Below are 18,972 nucleotides of genomic sequence, written 5' to 3'. Positions count from 1 at the left end.
TTTTGAAAGATTATTTCTGCATGGCGGTGGGTGCGTTGGGCGCTGCGTTTGCCAGCCTGTTTGGCGGGTGGGACGCAGCGCTGCAGACGCTCATCATCTTTATGGCCATCGACTACATCACCGGGCTGATCGTGGCAGGAGTGTTCCATGCAAGCCCCAAGACCAAAAGCGGCACGCTGGAAAGCCGCGCAGGCTGGAAGGGCCTGTGCCGCAAGGGCGAAACGCTGCTGATCGTGCTGGTGGCCTGCAGGCTGGATGCCGTGATGGGTTCCACCTTTGTGCGGGATGCCGTTGTGATCGGCTTTATCTGCAACGAGACCATTTCCATCATCGAAAACGCGGGCTTGATGGGACTGCCAATCCCGGCAGCGATCACCAAGGCCGTGGACATTTTAAAGCAGCGCTCGGAAACCGAGCAGAAAGGATAAGCTCTTATGAATGAATTCCTGAAAGTCGCTCTTACTGCCTGCATCCCTGCAATGACCGTCATTTTCGGCTGGGGCCTGAACAAAGGTGTCAGCATTGCAAACGGCTACATCAACAACAAGTTTGCGCAGACCTGTCTCCAGAATGCCGCCAACGCGGTGTTCAACGCCGTCCAGTACGTCAACCAGACCTACGTTGATGCCCTGAAGGAACAGGACAAGTTCGACGAGGCTGCGCAGCGCATTGCCTACAACCGCGCACTGGCTGCAGCGAAGAAAGCCCTGACGCAGGAGACCATCACGTTCATCAAGGAGACCTTTGGCGACCTCGACAGCTACCTGAAGCCGATGATCGAAGCACAGGTGCGCAGTCAGAAAACCTATATGTGATGTTTTCGCGGCATCACGAAAATGTTAACGCCAACAAAGTCATAGTATAGCAGCAGCCCTTCAGGCAGGCCAGACCTACGACAAGCTGAAGGCGCAGGGAAAGTATACACAGCGATACAGAGCACGAAAATAATCTGATGCTGTGTGCCATTCTGCGCCACTTTTTGCGCCACTGATTTAGGGAAGTTGTGGTAAAATAAGGGTAATTAAGGCGTTTTTTTCTAAAAACCGAAGGACGGCTATAAAAAGAAAAATCCCCAAAAAGCTAGGCACAAAGCCACTTTTTGGGGATTTCTCTTTGGAGCTACTGACCTGATTCGAACAGGCGACCTGCTCATTACGAGTGAGCTGCTCTACCAGCTGAGCCACAGTAGCAGATAAAATTTTCTTGCATGTTCTGCAACGAGAAATATTCTATCATACTTCCTGTGCGCTGTCAAGATTTGATTTTGCGGCAGAACAGGTGCAAATAGTCTGTGACGTAAAAATATAACTGCTCTCCGAGAAAAAACTCGAAGAGCAACCTTGCACACAAGAAAAATCAGTTGAACAGCTTACGGCCGATCCAGATGCAGATGCAGGCACCCACAACGGAAACGAGGATCTCACCCACGATGCCGGTAGCGCTCAGACCAATCAGGCCGAACACGATGCTGCCTACAAAACCGCCCAGAATGCCCAGCACAATATTGCGCACGGTGGAAGTTTCGCTGCCCATAATGCGGCCGGCGATGTAACCAGCCAGAGCGCCGATCAGCAGACTGAAAATAAAACCAAACATAATATTCTACCTCCTGAATTTTAAAGCTCTGCGCTCTGCCCGGCGGTTTCCCGGGCAAAGCGGCAAATATCCTTCAAACAACATTTTTCGCATTCTGGTTTGCGCGCATTGCACACTGCCCGACCATGCATCACAAAGCGGTGGCACAGGTCGCTGCCTTCTTCCGGAGGAACGATCTTCCACAGGGCCATTTCCACCTTCTGCGGTTCCTTGATGCCGTCCACAAGGCCGATCTTGTTGCACAGCCGGATGCAGTGGGTGTCTGTTACGATAGCAGGCTTGCCAAACACATCGCCCATGATAAGGTTTGCGCTCTTGCGGCCTACGCCGGGCAGGGCGAGCAGCTCCTCAAAGGTGGTGGGCACCTGACAACCGTATTTATCGCGCAGCACCCGCATACAGGCGGAGATATCCCGCGCTTTGGAGTGTCCCAACCCGCAGGGCTTGACGATGGCTTCAATGTCTTCGGGTTCTGCAGCAGCCAGCGCAGCAACATTGGGATATTTGGCAAACAGGTCTTCCACCACAATGTTCACGCGGGCATCGGTGCACTGGGCTGCCAGACGCACGCTGACCAGAAGCTGCCAGGCGTGGTCATAATCCAATGTACAGCCGGCATCTGGGTATTCTTTTTTTAACCGGTCAATCACTTCCAGCGCCAGCGCCTTTTTTGCAGTAAGGTCTTCTGGTGCTTTTTTGCGAACAGGCATTTCATCCACTCCTATCGACAAAAGCTGATACGATAATACCATGTTTTGCGTTTTTTGTAAACTGCGGGCAAAAATTATCTGAGAATGATTTTCAGATAAAACCTTGCTCTTACTGCCAAAATGCGATATACTATAGAAAAATGCTGGGGGAATCGCGCCTCGGTACGGGAGGAGGAAAACACGATGAACGAACCACTGGCACAGCGTCTGCGGCCCAAAACACTGGCAGATGTCTGCGGTCAGCAGCATCTGTTGGCACCGGGCAGGGTGTTCCGCCGTACCATCGAGAGCGGACGCATCCCGAACATGATCTTCTACGGCCCGTCCGGTACCGGAAAAACGACGGTGGCACGCATCATTGCAGAAAACAGTGGTATGACGCTGCATAAGCTCAATGGCACTTCCTGCGGCACCGGGGACATCAAGGCGGTGCTCAAGGATATCGGCACGCTGGCAGGTGCGGGAGGCATCCTGCTGTATCTGGACGAGATCCAGTACCTGAACAAAAAACAGCAGCAGAGCCTGCTGGAATGCATTGAGGACGGCTCGGTGACGCTCATTGCATCCACCACCGAAAATCCATACTTCTACATTTATAATGCGCTGCTGTCCCGCTGTACGGTGTTTGAGTTCAAATCACTTTCGGCAGCGGATGTGGAGCGTGGGGTGCACAATGCACTGAAAAAGCTTTCGGAAGGGGAGAGCACAAAGGTCTGCATGGACGAGGATGCCTGTGCCTACCTTGCCGAGAGCGCAGGCGGCGACCTGCGCAAGGCGCTGGGCTGTCTTGATTTTGCGGTGACGGCAGCTCCCATTGAGGATGGGGAAAAGCACATTACGCTGGAAATGATCCAGCAGGTCACCCGCCGCACTGCCATGCGGTATGACCGGGAGGGCGATGACCACTACGACATCGTGTCAGCCTACCAGAAGTCCATGCGCGGCTCCGACCCGGATGCGGCGCTGCATTATCTGGCCCGTCTGCTGGAAGCAGGAGATCTGCCCTCGGCCTGCCGTCGCCTAATGGTATGTGCCTGCGAGGATGTGGGCCTTGCCTATCCACAGATCATCCCCATTGTGAAGGCGGCAATTGATGCCGCCAACATGGTGGGCCTGCCGGAAGCACGGCTCCCGCTGGCAGATGCCGTCATTCTGGTGGCCACCAGTCCCAAGTCCAACAGTGCCCATGATGCCATCAACGCGGCCATTGCGGATGTGCAGGCGGGCCGTACCGGGCCGATCCCGCGCCAACTGCAGAACAAGCACTACGACGGTGAGGATGCTCTGGTGAAGGGCCAGAACTACAAATACGCCCATGACTACGACCATCACTGGGTGGAGCAGCAGTACCTGCCAGATGCCATCAAGGACGTAAAATATTATACCTTTGGCGATAACAAAAATGAGCAGGCGGCCCGTGCCTACTGGGCAAAGATCAAGGGCGAAGAGAACGTCTGAACAAGACCTTTTGTATGAGGAGAAAGCAAAGGAGAAGTTATGCGATATTCCAAACAGCGTGAGCTGGTCATGCAGACGGTGCAGAACCTGTGCGACCACCCCACCGCCGAGGAAATTTATGATGCTGCAGTCAAGGAATGCCCGGGCCTGAGCCTTGGCACCGTATACCGTAACCTGAATAGTCTGGTGGATGCGGGCCGGGTGCGCCGGGTGTCCATTCCAGGCAAGGCTGACCGCTTTGACCACACGCTGCCCTGGCACAGCCATCTGTACTGCACCGTGTGCGGCAGCGTGACCGATGCCGAGGTGGACGAAAAGCAGGTAATGAAACTGGTGAAAAACCAGAAGGGCTATGTGCAGGACTGCGCTGTTGTGCTGATCGGCGTATGCGAGGTCTGCTGCGAGAAGCAAACGCAGGAAAACGCCCACTGAACCATAAAATTTGCACGGAACCTCTTGCCCGGAGCGTATAAACAGGGTATACTATAGAGAAGGCTCTTTTCAGAAAGTGCAAATAGATTTTCGCCGCACAGGGCGCTTCGGCCCGGCGGAGAAGGATGGTTTGATTGGAATACATTAGTTTTGAACATAATAACATTGCCGCTGAGCTGGTAAAGCAGGCCTATGATACGCCGCCGCTGGCCTTTGTGCACAGCTATGGCTGTCAGCAGAACGTGAACGACGGCGAGCGGATCAAGGGCGTGCTGATGGACATCGGCTATGGCCTGTGCGATAAGCCCGAGGATGCAGACCTGATCCTCTTCAACACCTGCGCCGTGCGTGAGCATGCCGAGCAGCGTGTGTTCGGCAACGTAGGTGCCCTGAAGGGACTCAAGGAAAAAAAGCATGATCTCATCATCGGCCTGTGCGGATGCATGGCCAACCAGAAGCACGTGGTAGAAAAGCTGCGCCAGAGCTATCCTTACGTTGACCTGGTGTTTGGCGTGGACGGCATCGACACCCTGCCGCAGCTCATTGCCCAGAAGCTGCAGAAGCATAAGCGTGTGCTGATGGAGCCCGCCCAGCGCCCGGTCATCGTGGAGAATATCCCCATCCGGCGTGAGAGCGAGTTCCGCGCATGGCTGCCCATCATGTACGGCTGCGACAACTTCTGTACCTACTGCATCGTGCCTTATGTGCGCGGCCGCGAAAAGAGCCGCAAGCCCGGTGATATCCTTGCTGAATTCCGCGGTCTTGTGGAGGCAGGCTATAAGGAGATCACATTGCTGGGACAGAACGTCAACAGCTACGGCAAGGGTCTGGAAGAAAAGGTGGACTTTTCTGATCTGCTCAACCTGCTGTGCACGGTGCCCGGCGATTATCACATCCGCTTTATGACCAGCCACCCCAAGGATGCCAGCCACAAGCTGATCGACACCATTGCCGCCCAGCCGAAGCTGTGCAAGCACCTGCACCTGCCGGTGCAGTGCGGCTCCGATGAACTGCTGAAGAAGATGAACCGCCACTACACGGTGGAGCAGTACATGGAGCTGATCGAATACGCTCGCAAAACGGTGCCCGGCATCACCTTTTCCAGTGACATTATCGTTGGCTTCCCCGGCGAGACCGAAGCGGACTTTGTAAAGACGCTGGAACTGGTGCAGAAGGTGGGCTATATGCAGCTGTTCACCTTTATCTATTCCAAGCGCACCGGCACCAAGGCTGCCGAAATGCCGGACCCCACCCCCCGCAAGGAAAAGACCGACCGCATGACCCGCCTGCTCAAGCTGCAGGACGAGATCGCCATGGCGCTGGTCAAGGCGCAGGTTGGCCAGACTGTGAAGGTACTGGTAGAGGGCTTTGGCCGCAATGAGGGCACCCTCTCCGGCCGTCTGGACAACAACCTGACGGTGGAGTTCACGGCAGATGCTTCCCTGATGGGCAGCTATGCCAACGTACATCTCACGGGCGCACGGGCGACTGTGCTGCTGGGTGAGCTTGCCTGAGTGATTCCGGGGCAGTGCCCCTGAACGTATAAATAAGAAGGAGACCATTCAAATGGATTGCATTGATCTTTTCAAGCGCGCAGCCGTTGCGCTGCAGACCGATAGCCGCTACCTCGTTCTGGATCAGACCCGCAAGGCAAACGATAAGGACGAAGAGCTGCAGAACCTGATCGGCGAGTTCAACCTCGCCCGCATGGATCTGAACAATGAGATCGGCAAGAGCGAGCGCAACGATGCCCGCATCGCCGAACTGAACGAAAAGGTGAACAGCCTGTACGGCCAGATCATGGGCAACGAGGGCATGGTGGCTTACAACGAGGCCAAGCGTGACTGCGAGAACCTCGTGAACTATATCGATGCCATCATCAACACTGCCATGAATGGCGGCGACCCCATGACGGTACAGGAGCCTTCTGCTTCCTGCACCGGCAGCTGCTCCACCTGCGGCGGCTGCCACTAAAACCGGCAAAAACAAAACGCGGCTGTGCAAAACAGACCGCGTTTTGTTTGCAAAAGCGGTTACAAGCCGCAAACTTGTGCACAGAACCATAGAACGGGAGAGAGGGTAAACCATGGCAGAGCTGTCGCCCATGATGCAGCAATATCTTGAGATCAAAAAACAACATAAGGACGAAATTCTGTTTTACCGCATCGGCGATTTTTATGAGATGTTCTTTGACGATGCCCTGACGGCATCCAAGGAACTGGATCTGACCCTGACCGGCAAGCAGTGCGGCATGGAAGAGCGAGCACCCATGTGCGGCGTGCCCTTCCACAGCTACGAGGGCTATGTGGCGCGGCTGATCGCCAAGGGCTACAAAGTAGCCATCTGTGAGCAGGTGGAAGACCCGGCCAAGGCCAAGGGCCTTGTCAAGCGGGACATCATCCGCGTGGTCACACCCGGCACGGTCATTGAGAGCAGTATGCTGCAGGATGACCGCAATAACTACATTGCCAGTATCTTCCTCAAAGGAAAGAAAGCAGGTTTGTGCTTTGCGGATGTCTCTACCGGTACGGCCCATATCACAGAGCTGAATGCAGACAAGATCGCCCCGGCGGTCATTACGGAGCTGTGCCGCTACCATCCCAGCGAAGTGCTGATGAATCCGGGTCTGCTGGACTGCCGCGAGGTGACGGCGTACATCAAAAAGAATATGACTTGTTCGGTGGAGCTGATCGAAGAGGAGCGCTATGCACCGGGCCTTGTGGCGGCATCGCTGGAAAACCAATTTGGCCGCGACTGGGTGCAGACCACCGGCATTGCAGCGGACGGCCTTGTGCGCTTTGCCATGGCGGCACTGCTGGAATATCTGCACGATACCCAGATCAAGGGCGTGGAACGTCTGAAAACGGTCATAACCTATAATAAGGCCCAGTTCATGCGTCTTTCGCCCGTGACCCGCGCCAATCTGGAGCTGACCGAGACGCTGCGCGGCCGCGAAAAGCGGGGCACGCTGCTCTGGGTGCTGGATAAGACCAGTACATCCATGGGCAAGCGTATGCTGCGCAGCTGGATCGAGCAGCCGCTTATTTCCAGTGCACTCATCAACCACCGCCTGAACGCTGTGGAGAGCCTTGTCAAGCAGACTATGGCCCGCGGCGACCTGACCGAAGAGCTGGGTTACATTGCGGATATGGAACGCCTGATGACCCGCACGGTTTACGGCTCTGCCACACCCAAGGAGATCTATACACTGGCCCAGACCTGCGACCGGCTGCCCGGCCTGCGCAGGCTGGCTGAGGCCTGCGGCTGCCCGGAGCTTGCTGAACTGGCAGTACAGATCGATCCGTTGGAGGACATCAAGGCCCGTATTTATGCGGCGGTGGACCCGGAAGCGCCCTCTACCCTCAAGGATGGCGGTGTCATTGCCAAAGGCTACCATGCCGAGGTGGACGAGCTGCGTTCCATCCGCGACAATACCAAGGGCGTTCTGGCGCAGCTGGAAGCCCGCCTGCGGCAGGAGACCGGCATCCCCAAGCTGAAGATCGGCTATAACCATGTGTTTGGCTACTTCATCGAGGTAAGCAACTCCTATAAGAACATGGTGCCGGAGACTTACATCCGCAAGCAGACCCTGACTTCCGGCGAACGCTACATCACGCAGGAACTGAAAGAGCTGGAAAGCAAGATCTTAGGTGCCCACGAACGGCTCATCACGCTGGAGCACCGCCTGTTCAGCGAACTGCTGGAAAGCATTAGCGCTCAGTTGGACCGCATCCAGCGCACGGCCAATGCGGTGGCCCAGCTGGATGTGCTCACGGCGCTGGCGCAGGTGGCAGCGGAAAACAACTACTGCCGTCCCATCGTGGACGACAGTGACGAGCTGACCATTACCGAGGGCCGTCACCCTGTGGTGGAGCAGATGCTGAAAGGCAGCCTGTTTGTACCCAATGATACCACCCTGAACTGTGGTGCAGACCGCTGCCTGATCATCACCGGCCCCAACATGGCAGGTAAATCCACGTACATGCGCCAGAATGCACTGATCGCGCTGATGGCGCAGATCGGCTCCTTTGTACCGGCTTCCAGCTGCCATGTGGGTGTGGTGGATGCCATTTTCACTCGCATCGGTGCGTCGGACGACCTATCTGCCGGTCAGTCCACCTTTATGGTGGAGATGACCGAGGTAGCGGAGATCCTGAAAAATGCCACCGCCAAAAGCCTTGTGGTGCTGGACGAGATCGGCCGCGGCACTTCCACCTTTGACGGTATGAGCATTGCCCGCGCCGTAGTGGAGCACATTGCAGACCCCGCCAAGGGCCTTGGCTGCAAGACTCTGTTTGCCACCCACTACCACGAGCTGACCGAGCTGGAAGGCGGCGTGGACGGCGTAAAAAACTACAATATTGCAGTAAAAAAACGCGGCGAGGACATCACCTTCCTGCGCCGCATCGTGCGCGGACCGGCGGATGACAGCTACGGCATCGAGGTGGCAAAGCTGGCAGGCCTGCCCGGCAGTGTGACCCGCCGCGCCCATGAGGTGCTGCGCGCGCTGGAAGCAACTGCACCTAAAAATAAAGTAGAGCAGATGGATTTTGATGCCCTGCAGGAGTATAACTCTCCGGCTGTGCCCAGCGAGATGATGGACAAGCTGGAAGCTCTGGATGTGGAAACACTCACCCCCATTGAGGCGTTGAACTTCCTCTACGAGCTGAAAAAGACCCTGAAGGGCAGCCTGAACAGATGAAACTGCTCTACCTGACCCAGACCATACAAGGAGGGAAAACACCATGGCAGTGATCCATGTTCTGGATAAGCACACAGCCGAGCTGATCGCAGCCGGTGAGGTGGTCGAGCGTCCGGCATCCGTTGTTAAGGAGCTGCTGGAAAACTCCATTGATGCCGGTGCCACGCAGGTGACCGTCAGCATTGAATCCGGCGGCGTCAAGCTGATCGAGATCAGCGATAACGGCACCGGCATCGAGGCAGAATATATCTCCACGGCGTTTATCCGCCACGCCACCAGCAAAATTGAAACACCGGACGATCTGACCAACATCCATACGCTTGGCTTCCGCGGTGAAGCACTGGCATCCATTGCCAGCGTGGCCCGTGTAGAGCTGACCACCCGAACCGAGGTGGACGAGTTTGCCACAGTCTACCGCATTGAGGGCGGGGAAGAGGTCTCCCGTGAGCCGGGTGCCAGAGCTGTGGGCACTACCATCCGGGTAAAGGATCTGTTTTACAACACGCCTGCCCGCATGAAGTTCCTCAAAAAGGACTCCTCCGAGGGCACCTTTGTGTCGGATACAGTTACCCATGTAGCGCTCAGCCACCCGGAAGTCAGCGTCAAGTTCATCCGTGAGGGCAAGCTGCAGTATGTCACGCCCGGCGACGGCCAGCTGCGCGGTGCAGCCTATGCGGTGCTGGGCCGGGAGTTCAGCCGGGACCTCATTGAGCTGAAAAATCAGGAGGGCGTGTACCGCATCACCGGTCTGGTCACCCCGCCCAAAAGCTGCCGCGCCAGCCGAAGTATGCAGCATTTTTACATCAATGGCCGCTATGTGCGCAACCGCACCATGATGGCCGGTATGGAGATGGCGTTCAAGGGTACCATGATGCAGGGCAAGTTCCCGGGCGGCATTCTGCTGCTGGAAATGCCGGCCGACCTTGTGGATGTCAATGTGCATCCGGCCAAGATCGAAGCCCGCTTTGCCCGCGAAAATGATGTCTTTGATGTGGTGTATCATGCCGTCAAGCTGGCCTTGGCTCAGCCCGGCACCGGTGAACGGCTTTTTACCTTTGAAGCAGACAAAGAAGAAAAAGCTGAAAATTCAAAAAAAGACACTGATATAATCAAAAATGATGTAAAGAATAATAGCTTTACAGGCCTTTCTGCGATCATTCGGGGACAAGCAGACCCGGGCGTTCTGCCACAGCAGCACTGGGAACCGGCAAAACCCGCCGCAGCACCGCAGCAGCCTGCCCCGTCTGCTGCAATGCAAATACCGACAGCACCCAGTGAGCCGCGCTGGAAAGGCAGTGCTCAGAACGAGGATATGCTGGATCCGTTCGTGACCCTTCACAGCCCGAAGCTGGAAACGACAAAGGCACCAGAGCCGTTCCGTGCGGCGGCAAGTGAAACGCAGCTGGATGTGGAACCGGAATTTGGTGAGACAAAACTGCATTCGCCTCAGGACCATATGGCAGCGTGGAACCCTGCGCAGGAAGCACCGAAGGAAGAACCTGAGAGTGCACCCTGTGCAGAAACAGAACCGGATGCGCCGGAAGCGGCAGAACAGGAAACTGTACTGGCCGAGCCGGAGCAGATGAACTTTGATCCGACGGCGGATCAGCCGGAGCCGCTGCGCTATGTGGGCGAGGTGTTCAGAACATATATCCTTGCAGAACGCGGCGACGAGCTGTGCCTGATCGATAAACACGCTGCCCACGAGCGCCAGCTGTACGAAAAACTAGCCGCGAACTATGGCAATGTGCCCAGCCAGATGCTGCTGGAGCCTGCTGCTATCGACCTTGCTGCGGAGGAAAAGCAGGCCCTGCTGGATAACATTCCTCTGCTGGAAAATGCGGGCCTTGAGATCGCGGACTTTGGCGGCAATACCGTGGTGCTGCGCGCGGTGCCCGCAGATGTGGAGCCGCAGAATGCGGAAAGTCTGCTTGTGGAGATCGCAAATAAGCTGCTCAAGGGCGGCCATGATGCGCTGAACGAGCACACCGAGTGGGTGCTGCATTCTATCTCCTGCCGTGCAGCCATCAAGGCGGGGGACAAGTCCTCGCCGCAGGAACTGCTGGCGCTGGCCGAAAAGATCCTTTCCGGCGAGGTGCCGCCGTTCTGCCCGCATGGCCGCCCCTGCGTACTCAAATTGACCCGGAAGGAGCTGGAAAAGCAGTTTGGACGCATCGTATAAACATCCCGTGGTGGCCGTCGTCGGCCCTACCGCAACCGGAAAGACAGCGCTGGGCGTAGAACTTGCAAAACATTTTTCCGGCGAGGTCATCAGCTGTGATTCCATGCAGATCTATAAAGGTCTGGACATAGGCACGGCAAAGGTGACACCGGAGGAAACCTGCGGTATCCCGCATCACGGCGTGGACATCCTTACGCCGGACAAGGCTTTCAGCGTGGCAGACTTTACCGCCATGGCCGGAAAGCTGGAAGAAGAGATCTCTGCCCGGAAGAAGCTGCCCATCCTTGTGGGCGGCACAGGGCTGTATGTTCAGAGCTTTCTGTATGGGGTGCGCTTTACAGAGGAAAAAGCACCTGCCGGTCTGCGGGAGCAGCTGGCGGCGGAACTGGCTGCAAAAGGCGGTGCTGCCATGTACGAAGAACTGAAGCAGGCCGACCCGGAAGCTGCTGCGGCTATCCACCCGAACAATCAGGTGCGGGTGCTGCGCGCACTCGAACATTATCGTGCCACCGGCAAAAAGCTGAGCGAACAGAAGGCGGAGTCTCTCCCACCGGAGCGGCCCTACCGCAGCCTGATCCTCGGTCTGGATTTCCCAGAGCGCGCGGTACTTTACCGCCGCATTGACCTGCGTGTGGACAAAATGCTGGAAGCGGGCCTTATAAAGGAAGCGGAGCATGTCTGGCAGAACCGGGAAAGCTTCCGCACGGCAGCGCAGGCCATCGGATACAAGGAGTTCTTTCCGTATTTTGAGCAGACGGCTCCATTGGAAGCCTGCACGGAAAAGCTCAAGCAGGCGTCCCGCAACTATGCCAAGCGCCAGCTGACCTGGTTCCGCCATATGGACGGTGTGGTCTGGCTGGATGCCGGTGCACCGGATGCAGTGCAGACTGCCATCCGCAAAACTAGCGAATTTTTAGCGAAAGGATGATCGATATGCCGGATGAGACCCAGAAGGAACGCCATGCGCCGCATGTGCTTACCACTCTGGCAGGCGTGCTGATCGCGTTTCTGCTGCTGGCAGCAATTTATGTGGTGTATCAGGCCGCACATATCCTGTTCCCGCAGAATGTTTATGAGACTGCGCTGCCTGCGGTCATTTCGGATACGGTGGAAGCCGACGGAGTTCTGCTGTTCGACGAAAGCTATGTGGCAGGCAGCGGAAACCTTGGATATCTTGCTGCCGACGGCGAGCGCGTTTCAGCGGGCACCGCAGTAGCAGAGGTGTACAGCAACGCTTCGCAGGCTTCGCTGCGCCTGCAGCTGAACCAGCTGAATGATCAGATCGACCTGCTGCAGAAATCGCAGAACACTTCTGCGCTGCAGCTGGATACCCTTTTAAAAGAACGTTCTTCTGCGCTGTATGACCTGCTGGATACGCTGGACGACAGCGATTATGAAGCGGTGGATGATGATGCCAATGCCTACCTGCTGGCCCAGAACAAGCTCTGGGTGGTAACGGGCGAAGCTGCAAACTTTACCGATCAGATCACTGCGCTGGTCCAGCAGTCCCAGAGCGTGCAGGCGCAGCTGGGCAGCCCGGCGCAGATCACTGCACCGCAGACCGGCTATTTTGTGCGCTCTTCCAGCAGCGGACGGCTCAATGCCAGTGCCGATGATATCCTTGCACTGAACGCACAGGAGCTGCAGGGCTATCTGCAGTCCGACCCAGTACTGGCACTGGACGGCTGCGCCGGTAAGATCGTGGCAGGGTTCACATGGCGCTATGTGGGCGTGTGCACTGCAAAGCAGGGCGAAAAGCTGCTGGGTCAGAACGGCAAGCCGCTGAGCACAGCGGTGGAGATCAGCTTCCCGGGTCAGGTGGAGAACAGCCTCAAGGCCACCGTCACCGAGGTGGAGATCGATCAGGACAGCGGCCTTGCCCGCTTTGTGCTTTCCTGCAACTCCATCAACGGCGATGTGCTTTGCCTGAACCGGGCTGCAGCATGCATCTCGGTAGGAGAGCGCAGCGGCCTGCGGGTGCCTGCTGCGGCTGTGCACTATTTAAAAGAGGATGGCACCGAGGCACAAACGCAGGGCGAAAACTACATTCCCGGTGTGTACGTGAAACTTGGCAACATTGCCCGCTTCTGCCCGATCGACCCGGTGGACGCAGACCATCCCCTCATCACGGACGGCGATTACATCCTTGTTCTGCCCGAAGGGACCGAGGGCTCGGTCAGCAAGGTGAGGCTTTATGATGAAATAATCGTTTCCGGACAAAATTTGTATGATGGAAAGCTTTTGTAGTTATTGACATCTGAGGCAAAAAATCCGATAATAGATAAAGCTATTATTTGCATCTATTTGCAAAGAACGCCAGGCAGCGCCATGCTGCCCGAATGAAAGGAGCAGATTGTATGTCTTTGCTTGACAGCATTAAGAAAGGTCTGTTTGACCAGGAAGACGATTACGAGGATCAGTACATTGACGATGGCCCCCAGATGGTAAACAATAACAATGGCATCGGCCTTGGTGCTGACGACGAAAATGAAGAGCCTGTTGAGGGTGCCAAGAAGAACGGCAAGGTGGTCAACATCAATGCCACCACTCAGCTCAAGGTCGTTCTGGTCAAGCCTGAGCGTTTTGAGGATGCCAGTACCATTGCTGACCACCTGAACAACAAGCGCACCGTGGTGCTCAATCTGGAGTCCACCAACAAGGAAGTGTCCCGCCGTCTGGTGGATTTCCTGTCCGGTGTTGCATATGCAAACAATGGCCAGATCAAGCGCGTGGCCAACAGCACCTTCATCATCACTCCGTACAACGTGGATATCATGGGTGATCTGCTGGACGAGCTGGAAAACAATGGCGCGTTCTATTGATCCGCAGCCCAAGGCGGCGCGCGGGTTCATCCCTGCGCGTACCGATGAAGAACGCTATCTCATGCGCCATATCGAGGACTTGGCCCACACGGCCTTTTCCCGGGACATTGCGCGGTATTCGGCTTTCCTGAGTGACCGCGAGCAGGACTTGGCCCGCGCGGCACTGGGCCGTGCCGGTGTGCAGGAGGGCTTCCGGTTTGAGGGCGGCTGGTTGAATGCGGAGCGCAAGGTGCTCTGTATCGAGCCGGAGTACAGCTGCGGCGAAGCACCCATCTGCTGTGTGCGGCTGCAATGCCGTGCACAGGCGGGGGCTGCGCTGCCCGCCCACAAGGATTACCTGGGCAGTCTGATGGGCCTTGAGCTGCGGCGCGAGGCGCTGGGAGATATCGTTCTGCCGGAGGATCAGCCGGGCACAGCTTATGTGTTTGCGCTGGAACCGGCAGCACAGCTGATCTGCCGGGAACTGTTTCAGGCTGGACACACGGAGCTGACCACGGAACTGCTGACGCTGGACGAGGTGCCGCAGTTTCCGCAGGCGGAGCGTGAGATGCACAGTGCAACGGTATCGTCCCTGCGGCTGGACGCTGTGCTGGCAGCTATGCTGCACTGCAGCCGAGGACAGGCTTCGGAACTGATCGAGGCGGGCAGGGTGGAGATCAACCACCTGCCGGCGGATAAACCTCATGCGCAGGTATATGAGGGCGATGTGTTCACGGTACGCGGCAAGGGCCGCTTCAACCTGACTGCACTGCCCGGCAAAAGCAGAAAAGATCGGTCAATCATCGAATTTTTTCAATATTAAAAGCAACGGGAGGAAATGACTATGCTGACTCCGCAGGATGTCCGTTCTGTGCAATTTGAGAAAAACCTCCGCGGCTACCGCACAGAGGACGTAGACCGTTTTCTGGATAAGGTGGAAGAACAGCTGCGGGAAGACGATGCGCAGGCGGAACAGCTTCGCAAGCAGATTGCGGACCTGACTGCTGAAAACCAGAAGCTGCACGATGAACTGAAGAGCTTTGAGGCAGATGGTGAAATGCTCAAGAGCGCGCTGATCAATGCACAGCGCATGGGCGAAAATGTCATCCGCGAAGCAAACCAGAAAGCAGAAGAGATCATCCATCGTGCAAATCTGCGCGGTGATGATATCATCCGCGATGCCAACGAACTGCTGCAGAAGGCAAACGACCGTGCAGACGAGATCGAGAACGAAGCAAACGAGAAGCGCCTTGCAGAGGAACGCGAGTATGACCGCGTGCGTCTGGAAGTGACCCGCTTCAAGTCTGATGTGCTCAACCTGTACCGCAGCCATGTGGAGTCGCTGAGCCGTCTGCCGGAGTTCCAGAAGGAAACGGCTGCACAGGATGCCGAACAGGCAGAGCCTGCTGCAGAGGAAAGTGAGCCTGCCGCTGCAGCCCAGCCGCAGGCAGCGGACGTGCAGGAGCCGGAAGCAGAGCCTGCACAGCCTGCACAGGAAGATGCAGAACCTGCTGCCGTTGTTGAAAATGACGACGACAAGGCAGCTGACAGCAGCGAGGATTTCTGGGCAAAGGATGAGAGCCAGCTCAAGCTGGACCCGCCGCCCGCGCCTCCTGCTGATTTTAAGCCGGACGAGCCGGACTACGATGCTTTTCAGGGTGTCAAGTTCAGCGAGTAAGGCAACCCCATAAGGAAATATAGAGGAGAGTGTAAACCATTGGCTAAGAACAAATCGCAGTACGATAGTACTCTGAACCTGCCCAAGACCCTGTTTGAAATGCGTGCCGGCCTGCCCAAGAAGGAGCCGGTCATGCTGAAGGATTGGGACGACAACGACCTGTACAATCAGCTCATGAAGCACAACGAGGGCAAGCCGCAGTTCATCCTGCACGACGGCCCTCCGTACGCAAACGGTAATATCCACATGGGTACTGCCCTGAACAAGATCATCAAGGATATCATTATCCGCGATAAAAACATGGAGGGTTTCCAGGCTCCCTATGTGCCCGGCTTTGATACCCACGGCCTGCCAATCGAGCTGAAGGCTCTGTCCTCCGTCGGTGATAAGAAGAAGGACATTTCCAAGCTGGAACTGCGCCAGATCTGCGAAAAGTTTGCTACTGAGCACATCGATATCATGAGCGACCAGTTCAAGCGTCTGGGCGTTATCGGCGATTTCGAGCATCCGTATCTGACCCTGAAGCCTGAGTTCGAGGCACGCCAGATCGAGATTTTTGGCGAGATGGCAAAGAAGGGCTACATCTACAAGGGCCTGAAGCCCGTGTACTGGTGCCCGGACTGCCGCACGGCTCTGGCAGAGGCCGAGATCGAGTACGGCGAGGACGACTGCGATTCCATCTTCGTGCGTTTCCACGTCTCTCAGGACCCCAACGGTGTGCTGGCAAAGCACGGCATTCCGATGGACAAGACCTACTTCGTCATTTGGACCACCACCACTTGGACTCTGCCCGCTAACGAGGCAATCTGCCTGAACGGCCAGTTCGAGTACTCCTTCGTCAAGATCGGCGATGAGTTCCACATCATGGCCACCGAACTGGTCAAGAGCGTCATGGATGCCTGCCACATCGAGAACTACGAGATCGTGGGCGAGCCGGTCCCCGGTACCGAGTTCGAGCTGATGCGCTACAACCACGTCTACCTGCCCAAGGAGGGCTGGGTCATTCTGGGCGATCACGTCACGTTGGAAAGCGGTTCTGGCTGCGTCCATACCGCAGGCGGCCACGGCGTGGACGACTTCAACGTCTGCCAGAAGTATCCGCAGGTGCCCATCACCGTCCCCGTGGACGATGGCGGCTATCTGACCGAGCTGGCCGGCAAGTATGCGGGTCAGCGCGTGTGGGCTGCCAACAAGACCATTCTGGCCGATTTGACCGAGTCCGGTGCTGTCATGGGTCAGGTGCACATCAAGCATCAGTACCCGCACTGCTGGCGCTGCCATCACCCCATCATCTTCCGTGCAACGGAACAGTGGTTCTGCTCCATTGCAAAGTTCCGCGAGGATGTCTACAAGGCCATCGATACCGTTACCTGGATGCCGGATTGGGGCCATGACCGCATGAAGGGCATGGTGCGCGACCGCAACGACTGGTGCATCAGCCGCCAGCGCACCTGGGGCGTGCCCATCCCTGCATTCTACTGCAAGAAGTGCGGCACCTACCACATCACCGATGCCACCATCAAGGCTGTCAGCGACCTGTTCCGCAAGGAGGGTTCCGATGCATGGTATAAGTACGAAGCCGAGCAGATCATCCCCGCAGGCGAAGTGTGCGAAAAGTGCGGTGCTTCTGAGTGGACCAAGGACACCGACATCATGGACGTCTGGTTCGACTCCGGCTCCACCCACGCCGCTGTGCTGGAGGAGCGTCCGGAACTGCGCTTCCCGGCTGATATGTATATGGAAGGCGGCGACCAGTTCCGCGGCTGGTTCCAGTCCAGCCTGCTGACCAGCGTTGCAAGCAAGGGCTGCGCACCCTATAAGTCTGTTCTGTGCCACGGCTGGGTCGTGGATGAGCAGGGCAAGCAGATGCACAAGAGCGCCGGCAACGGCGTGGAGCCCAGCGAGATCATCAAGGACTACGGCGCTGATATCATCCGTCTGTGGGTGGCTTCTTCCGACTACACCGTGGATGTGCGTGCCGGCAAGAACATCTTCAAGCAGCTGAGCGAGGCTTACCGCAAGATCCGCAACACCGCCCGCTTCATTCTGGGCAATCTGGACGGCTTTGATCCCAACACCGACTGTGTGGCTGACGATCAGCTGCAGGAGATCGACCGCTGGGCACTGGCTGCTCTGGATGACCTGATGGTCAACACCAGCGCAGGCTACGCTGTGTACGACTTCAACAAGGTCTATCATGCAGTGTACAACTTCTGCGTTGTTGCAATGTCCAACTTCTATCTGGATGTGACCAAGGATCGCCTGTACTGCACCAACGGCGCAGGCCGCAAGGCTGCTCAGACCACCATGTACAAGATCCTTGTGGCTCTGGACAAGATCATTGCGCCCATCCTGTGCTTCACCAGTCAGGAGATCTGGGACTTCATGCCCAAGACCGAGGGCATGAACAAGTACGTTGTCTTTGAGGAGATGCCCAAGGCTGGCCAGTATGCCGCCGATGAAGCCTTCAAGGCAAAGTGGGCTCAGCTGATCGCCGTCCGTGACGAGGTGAAGAAGGTTCTGGAGCAGGCCCGTGCCGAAAAGGTCATCGGTGCTTCTCTGGAGGCTGCCGTCACCCTGTACTGCAATGATACTGTGTACAGCCTGCTCAACAGCATCCCCATGGACGAGCTGGCCGACCTGATGATCGTCTCTCAGGTAGAGCTGGTCAAGGGCGAAGGCGGCGCTGCAAGCGCTGTTGAAGGTCTGGGCGTTGCTGCTGCACATGCCACCGGCGAAAAGTGCGAGCGCTGCTGGAAGTATTCTTCTTCCATCGGCAGCCATGCCGCACATCCCACCCTGTGCGCACGCTGCGCCAGCGTTGTGGAAGCCTAAGCGTTCCGCATAAAACAATGTTTTAAAGGGCGGCGCTCCCTTATACCGGGGAGCGCCGTTTTTTATACTGAATGATTTTGGGAGTATCCTATGGCATATGTTGTTTTTAATCTGCTCGCGGCAACGGCACTCATTGGCATCGATCAGGCCATCAAGCTGTGGGCCACAAATGTGCTGCAGCCGGTGGGAGCTATGCCGCTGATCCCCCATGTGGTGGAGCTGCGGTTCGTGCTCAACCCGGGCATGGCGTTCAGCCTGCTCAGCGGCAAGCAGCTGTTCCTCATCATCGCTACCAGCATAGCGCTGATCTTTGTGGCCTACGGGCTGTTCTTCCGCAGCCGCGGCAGATACCTGCAGCAGGCTGCGCTGCTGCTGATCCTTGCCGGCGGCATCGGCAACCTGATCGACCGTGTGCTCAACGGCGAGGTGGTGGACTACATCAATCTGCTGTTCATGCAGTTTGCGGTGTTCAATTTTGCGGATATCTGCGTGTGTGTGGGCGTGGGCCTCTGGGTGCTGGTAATTTTTCTGGAAGAGCTGCACGCTGAGAACGGGCAGTCCCCGAAGGAGCAGTGAGC

17 protein-coding genes and 1 tRNA gene are annotated in these 18,972 nt (G+C 56.7%); 15 read left to right on the top strand and 3 right to left on the bottom strand.

Annotated features, from left to right (window positions below; all coding sequences use genetic code 11):
• The first annotated feature begins 2 nt into the window (after positions 1–2).
• Together ACGHP1_RS08245 and ACGHP1_RS08240 are read left to right on the top strand one after the other, a co-directional pair.
• Entirely contained in the window at positions 3–428 is a 426-nt protein-coding gene (locus ACGHP1_RS08245; RefSeq protein ID WP_242959314.1) for a holin family protein, read from the top strand.
• A gap of 6 nt (positions 429–434) precedes the next feature.
• Positions 435–815 (top strand): hypothetical protein, encoded by a 381-nt coding sequence (locus tag ACGHP1_RS08240; RefSeq protein WP_154259916.1) that lies wholly within the window; start codon positions 435–437, stop codon positions 813–815.
• 299 nt (positions 816–1,114) lie between these two features.
• On the opposite strand, the gene ACGHP1_RS08235 is transcribed toward ACGHP1_RS08240, so the two are convergent.
• From ACGHP1_RS08235 to nth, 3 genes are all read right to left on the bottom strand, one after another.
• A tRNA-Thr gene (locus tag ACGHP1_RS08235) sits at positions 1,115–1,190 on the bottom strand.
• 166 nt (positions 1,191–1,356) lie between these two features.
• Positions 1,357–1,596 (bottom strand): GlsB/YeaQ/YmgE family stress response membrane protein, encoded by a 240-nt coding sequence (locus ACGHP1_RS08230; RefSeq protein ID WP_005941717.1) that lies wholly within the window; start codon positions 1,594–1,596, stop codon positions 1,357–1,359.
• A 20-nt stretch (positions 1,597–1,616) separates the two neighbouring features.
• The gene (gene nth, locus ACGHP1_RS08225) at positions 1,617–2,306 is read right to left on the bottom strand and encodes an endonuclease III (RefSeq protein WP_044953658.1); all 690 of its coding nucleotides are present in this window, start codon (positions 2,304–2,306) and stop codon (positions 1,617–1,619) included.
• A 183-nt stretch (positions 2,307–2,489) separates the two neighbouring features.
• Here nth and ACGHP1_RS08220 point away from each other — a divergent pair, with 183 nt between their 5' ends.
• From ACGHP1_RS08220 to lspA, 13 genes are all read left to right on the top strand, one after another.
• Positions 2,490–3,764 (top strand): replication-associated recombination protein A, encoded by a 1,275-nt coding sequence (locus tag ACGHP1_RS08220; protein WP_223387548.1) that lies wholly within the window; start codon positions 2,490–2,492, stop codon positions 3,762–3,764.
• Between the two features lie 39 nt (positions 3,765–3,803).
• A complete protein-coding gene (locus tag ACGHP1_RS08215) occupies positions 3,804–4,196 on the top strand; it encodes a transcriptional repressor (RefSeq protein ID WP_390508924.1) in 393 nt (130 codons plus the stop codon).
• A gap of 134 nt (positions 4,197–4,330) precedes the next feature.
• The gene (miaB, locus tag ACGHP1_RS08210) at positions 4,331–5,710 is read left to right on the top strand and encodes a tRNA (N6-isopentenyl adenosine(37)-C2)-methylthiotransferase MiaB (RefSeq protein ID WP_223387550.1); all 1,380 of its coding nucleotides are present in this window, start codon (positions 4,331–4,333) and stop codon (positions 5,708–5,710) included.
• A 52-nt stretch (positions 5,711–5,762) separates the two neighbouring features.
• Positions 5,763–6,170 (top strand): YlbF family regulator, encoded by a 408-nt coding sequence (locus ACGHP1_RS08205; RefSeq protein WP_097775655.1) that lies wholly within the window; start codon positions 5,763–5,765, stop codon positions 6,168–6,170.
• Between the two features lie 112 nt (positions 6,171–6,282).
• Positions 6,283–8,898 (top strand): DNA mismatch repair protein MutS, encoded by a 2,616-nt coding sequence (mutS, locus tag ACGHP1_RS08200; protein ID WP_390508921.1) that lies wholly within the window; start codon positions 6,283–6,285, stop codon positions 8,896–8,898.
• 43 nt (positions 8,899–8,941) lie between these two features.
• On the top strand, positions 8,942–11,080 hold the full coding sequence (gene mutL, locus ACGHP1_RS08195) for a DNA mismatch repair endonuclease MutL (RefSeq protein ID WP_390508919.1): 2,139 nt from the start codon (positions 8,942–8,944) through the stop codon (positions 11,078–11,080).
• Positions 11,081–11,087: 7 nt separating this feature from the next.
• Positions 11,088–12,008: a tRNA (adenosine(37)-N6)-dimethylallyltransferase MiaA gene (miaA, locus tag ACGHP1_RS08190; RefSeq protein ID WP_097777813.1), complete on the top strand. Its 921-nt coding sequence runs from the start codon at positions 11,088–11,090 to the stop codon at positions 12,006–12,008.
• Between the two features lie 5 nt (positions 12,009–12,013).
• On the top strand, positions 12,014–13,327 hold the full coding sequence (locus ACGHP1_RS08185) for an HlyD family efflux transporter periplasmic adaptor subunit (protein ID WP_242959946.1): 1,314 nt from the start codon (positions 12,014–12,016) through the stop codon (positions 13,325–13,327).
• Positions 13,328–13,437: 110 nt separating this feature from the next.
• Complete coding sequence (locus ACGHP1_RS08180; protein ID WP_044953672.1) at positions 13,438–13,902, top strand: cell division protein SepF; 465 nt, start codon at positions 13,438–13,440, stop codon at positions 13,900–13,902.
• On the top strand, positions 13,886–14,704 hold the full coding sequence (locus ACGHP1_RS08175) for a S4 domain-containing protein (RefSeq protein ID WP_390508915.1): 819 nt from the start codon (positions 13,886–13,888) through the stop codon (positions 14,702–14,704). The genes ACGHP1_RS08180 and ACGHP1_RS08175 overlap by 17 nt, the downstream gene beginning before the upstream one ends.
• A 21-nt stretch (positions 14,705–14,725) precedes the next feature.
• Positions 14,726–15,559: a DivIVA domain-containing protein gene (locus ACGHP1_RS08170; RefSeq protein ID WP_242959295.1), complete on the top strand. Its 834-nt coding sequence runs from the start codon at positions 14,726–14,728 to the stop codon at positions 15,557–15,559.
• A 39-nt stretch (positions 15,560–15,598) separates the two neighbouring features.
• On the top strand, positions 15,599–18,394 hold the full coding sequence (ileS, locus tag ACGHP1_RS08165; protein WP_207698042.1) for an isoleucine--tRNA ligase: 2,796 nt from the start codon (positions 15,599–15,601) through the stop codon (positions 18,392–18,394).
• 90 nt (positions 18,395–18,484) lie between these two features.
• Positions 18,485–18,970 (top strand): signal peptidase II, encoded by a 486-nt coding sequence (lspA, locus tag ACGHP1_RS08160; RefSeq protein ID WP_390508912.1) that lies wholly within the window; start codon positions 18,485–18,487, stop codon positions 18,968–18,970.
• The last annotated feature ends 2 nt before the right edge of the window (positions 18,971–18,972 follow it).

It is taken from the genome of Faecalibacterium sp. i21-0019-B1, from assembly GCF_042852915.1.
Lineage (GTDB): Bacteria > Bacillota > Clostridia > Oscillospirales > Ruminococcaceae > Faecalibacterium > Faecalibacterium taiwanense.
This window is presented reverse-complemented; position numbering and strand designations above follow the sequence as displayed.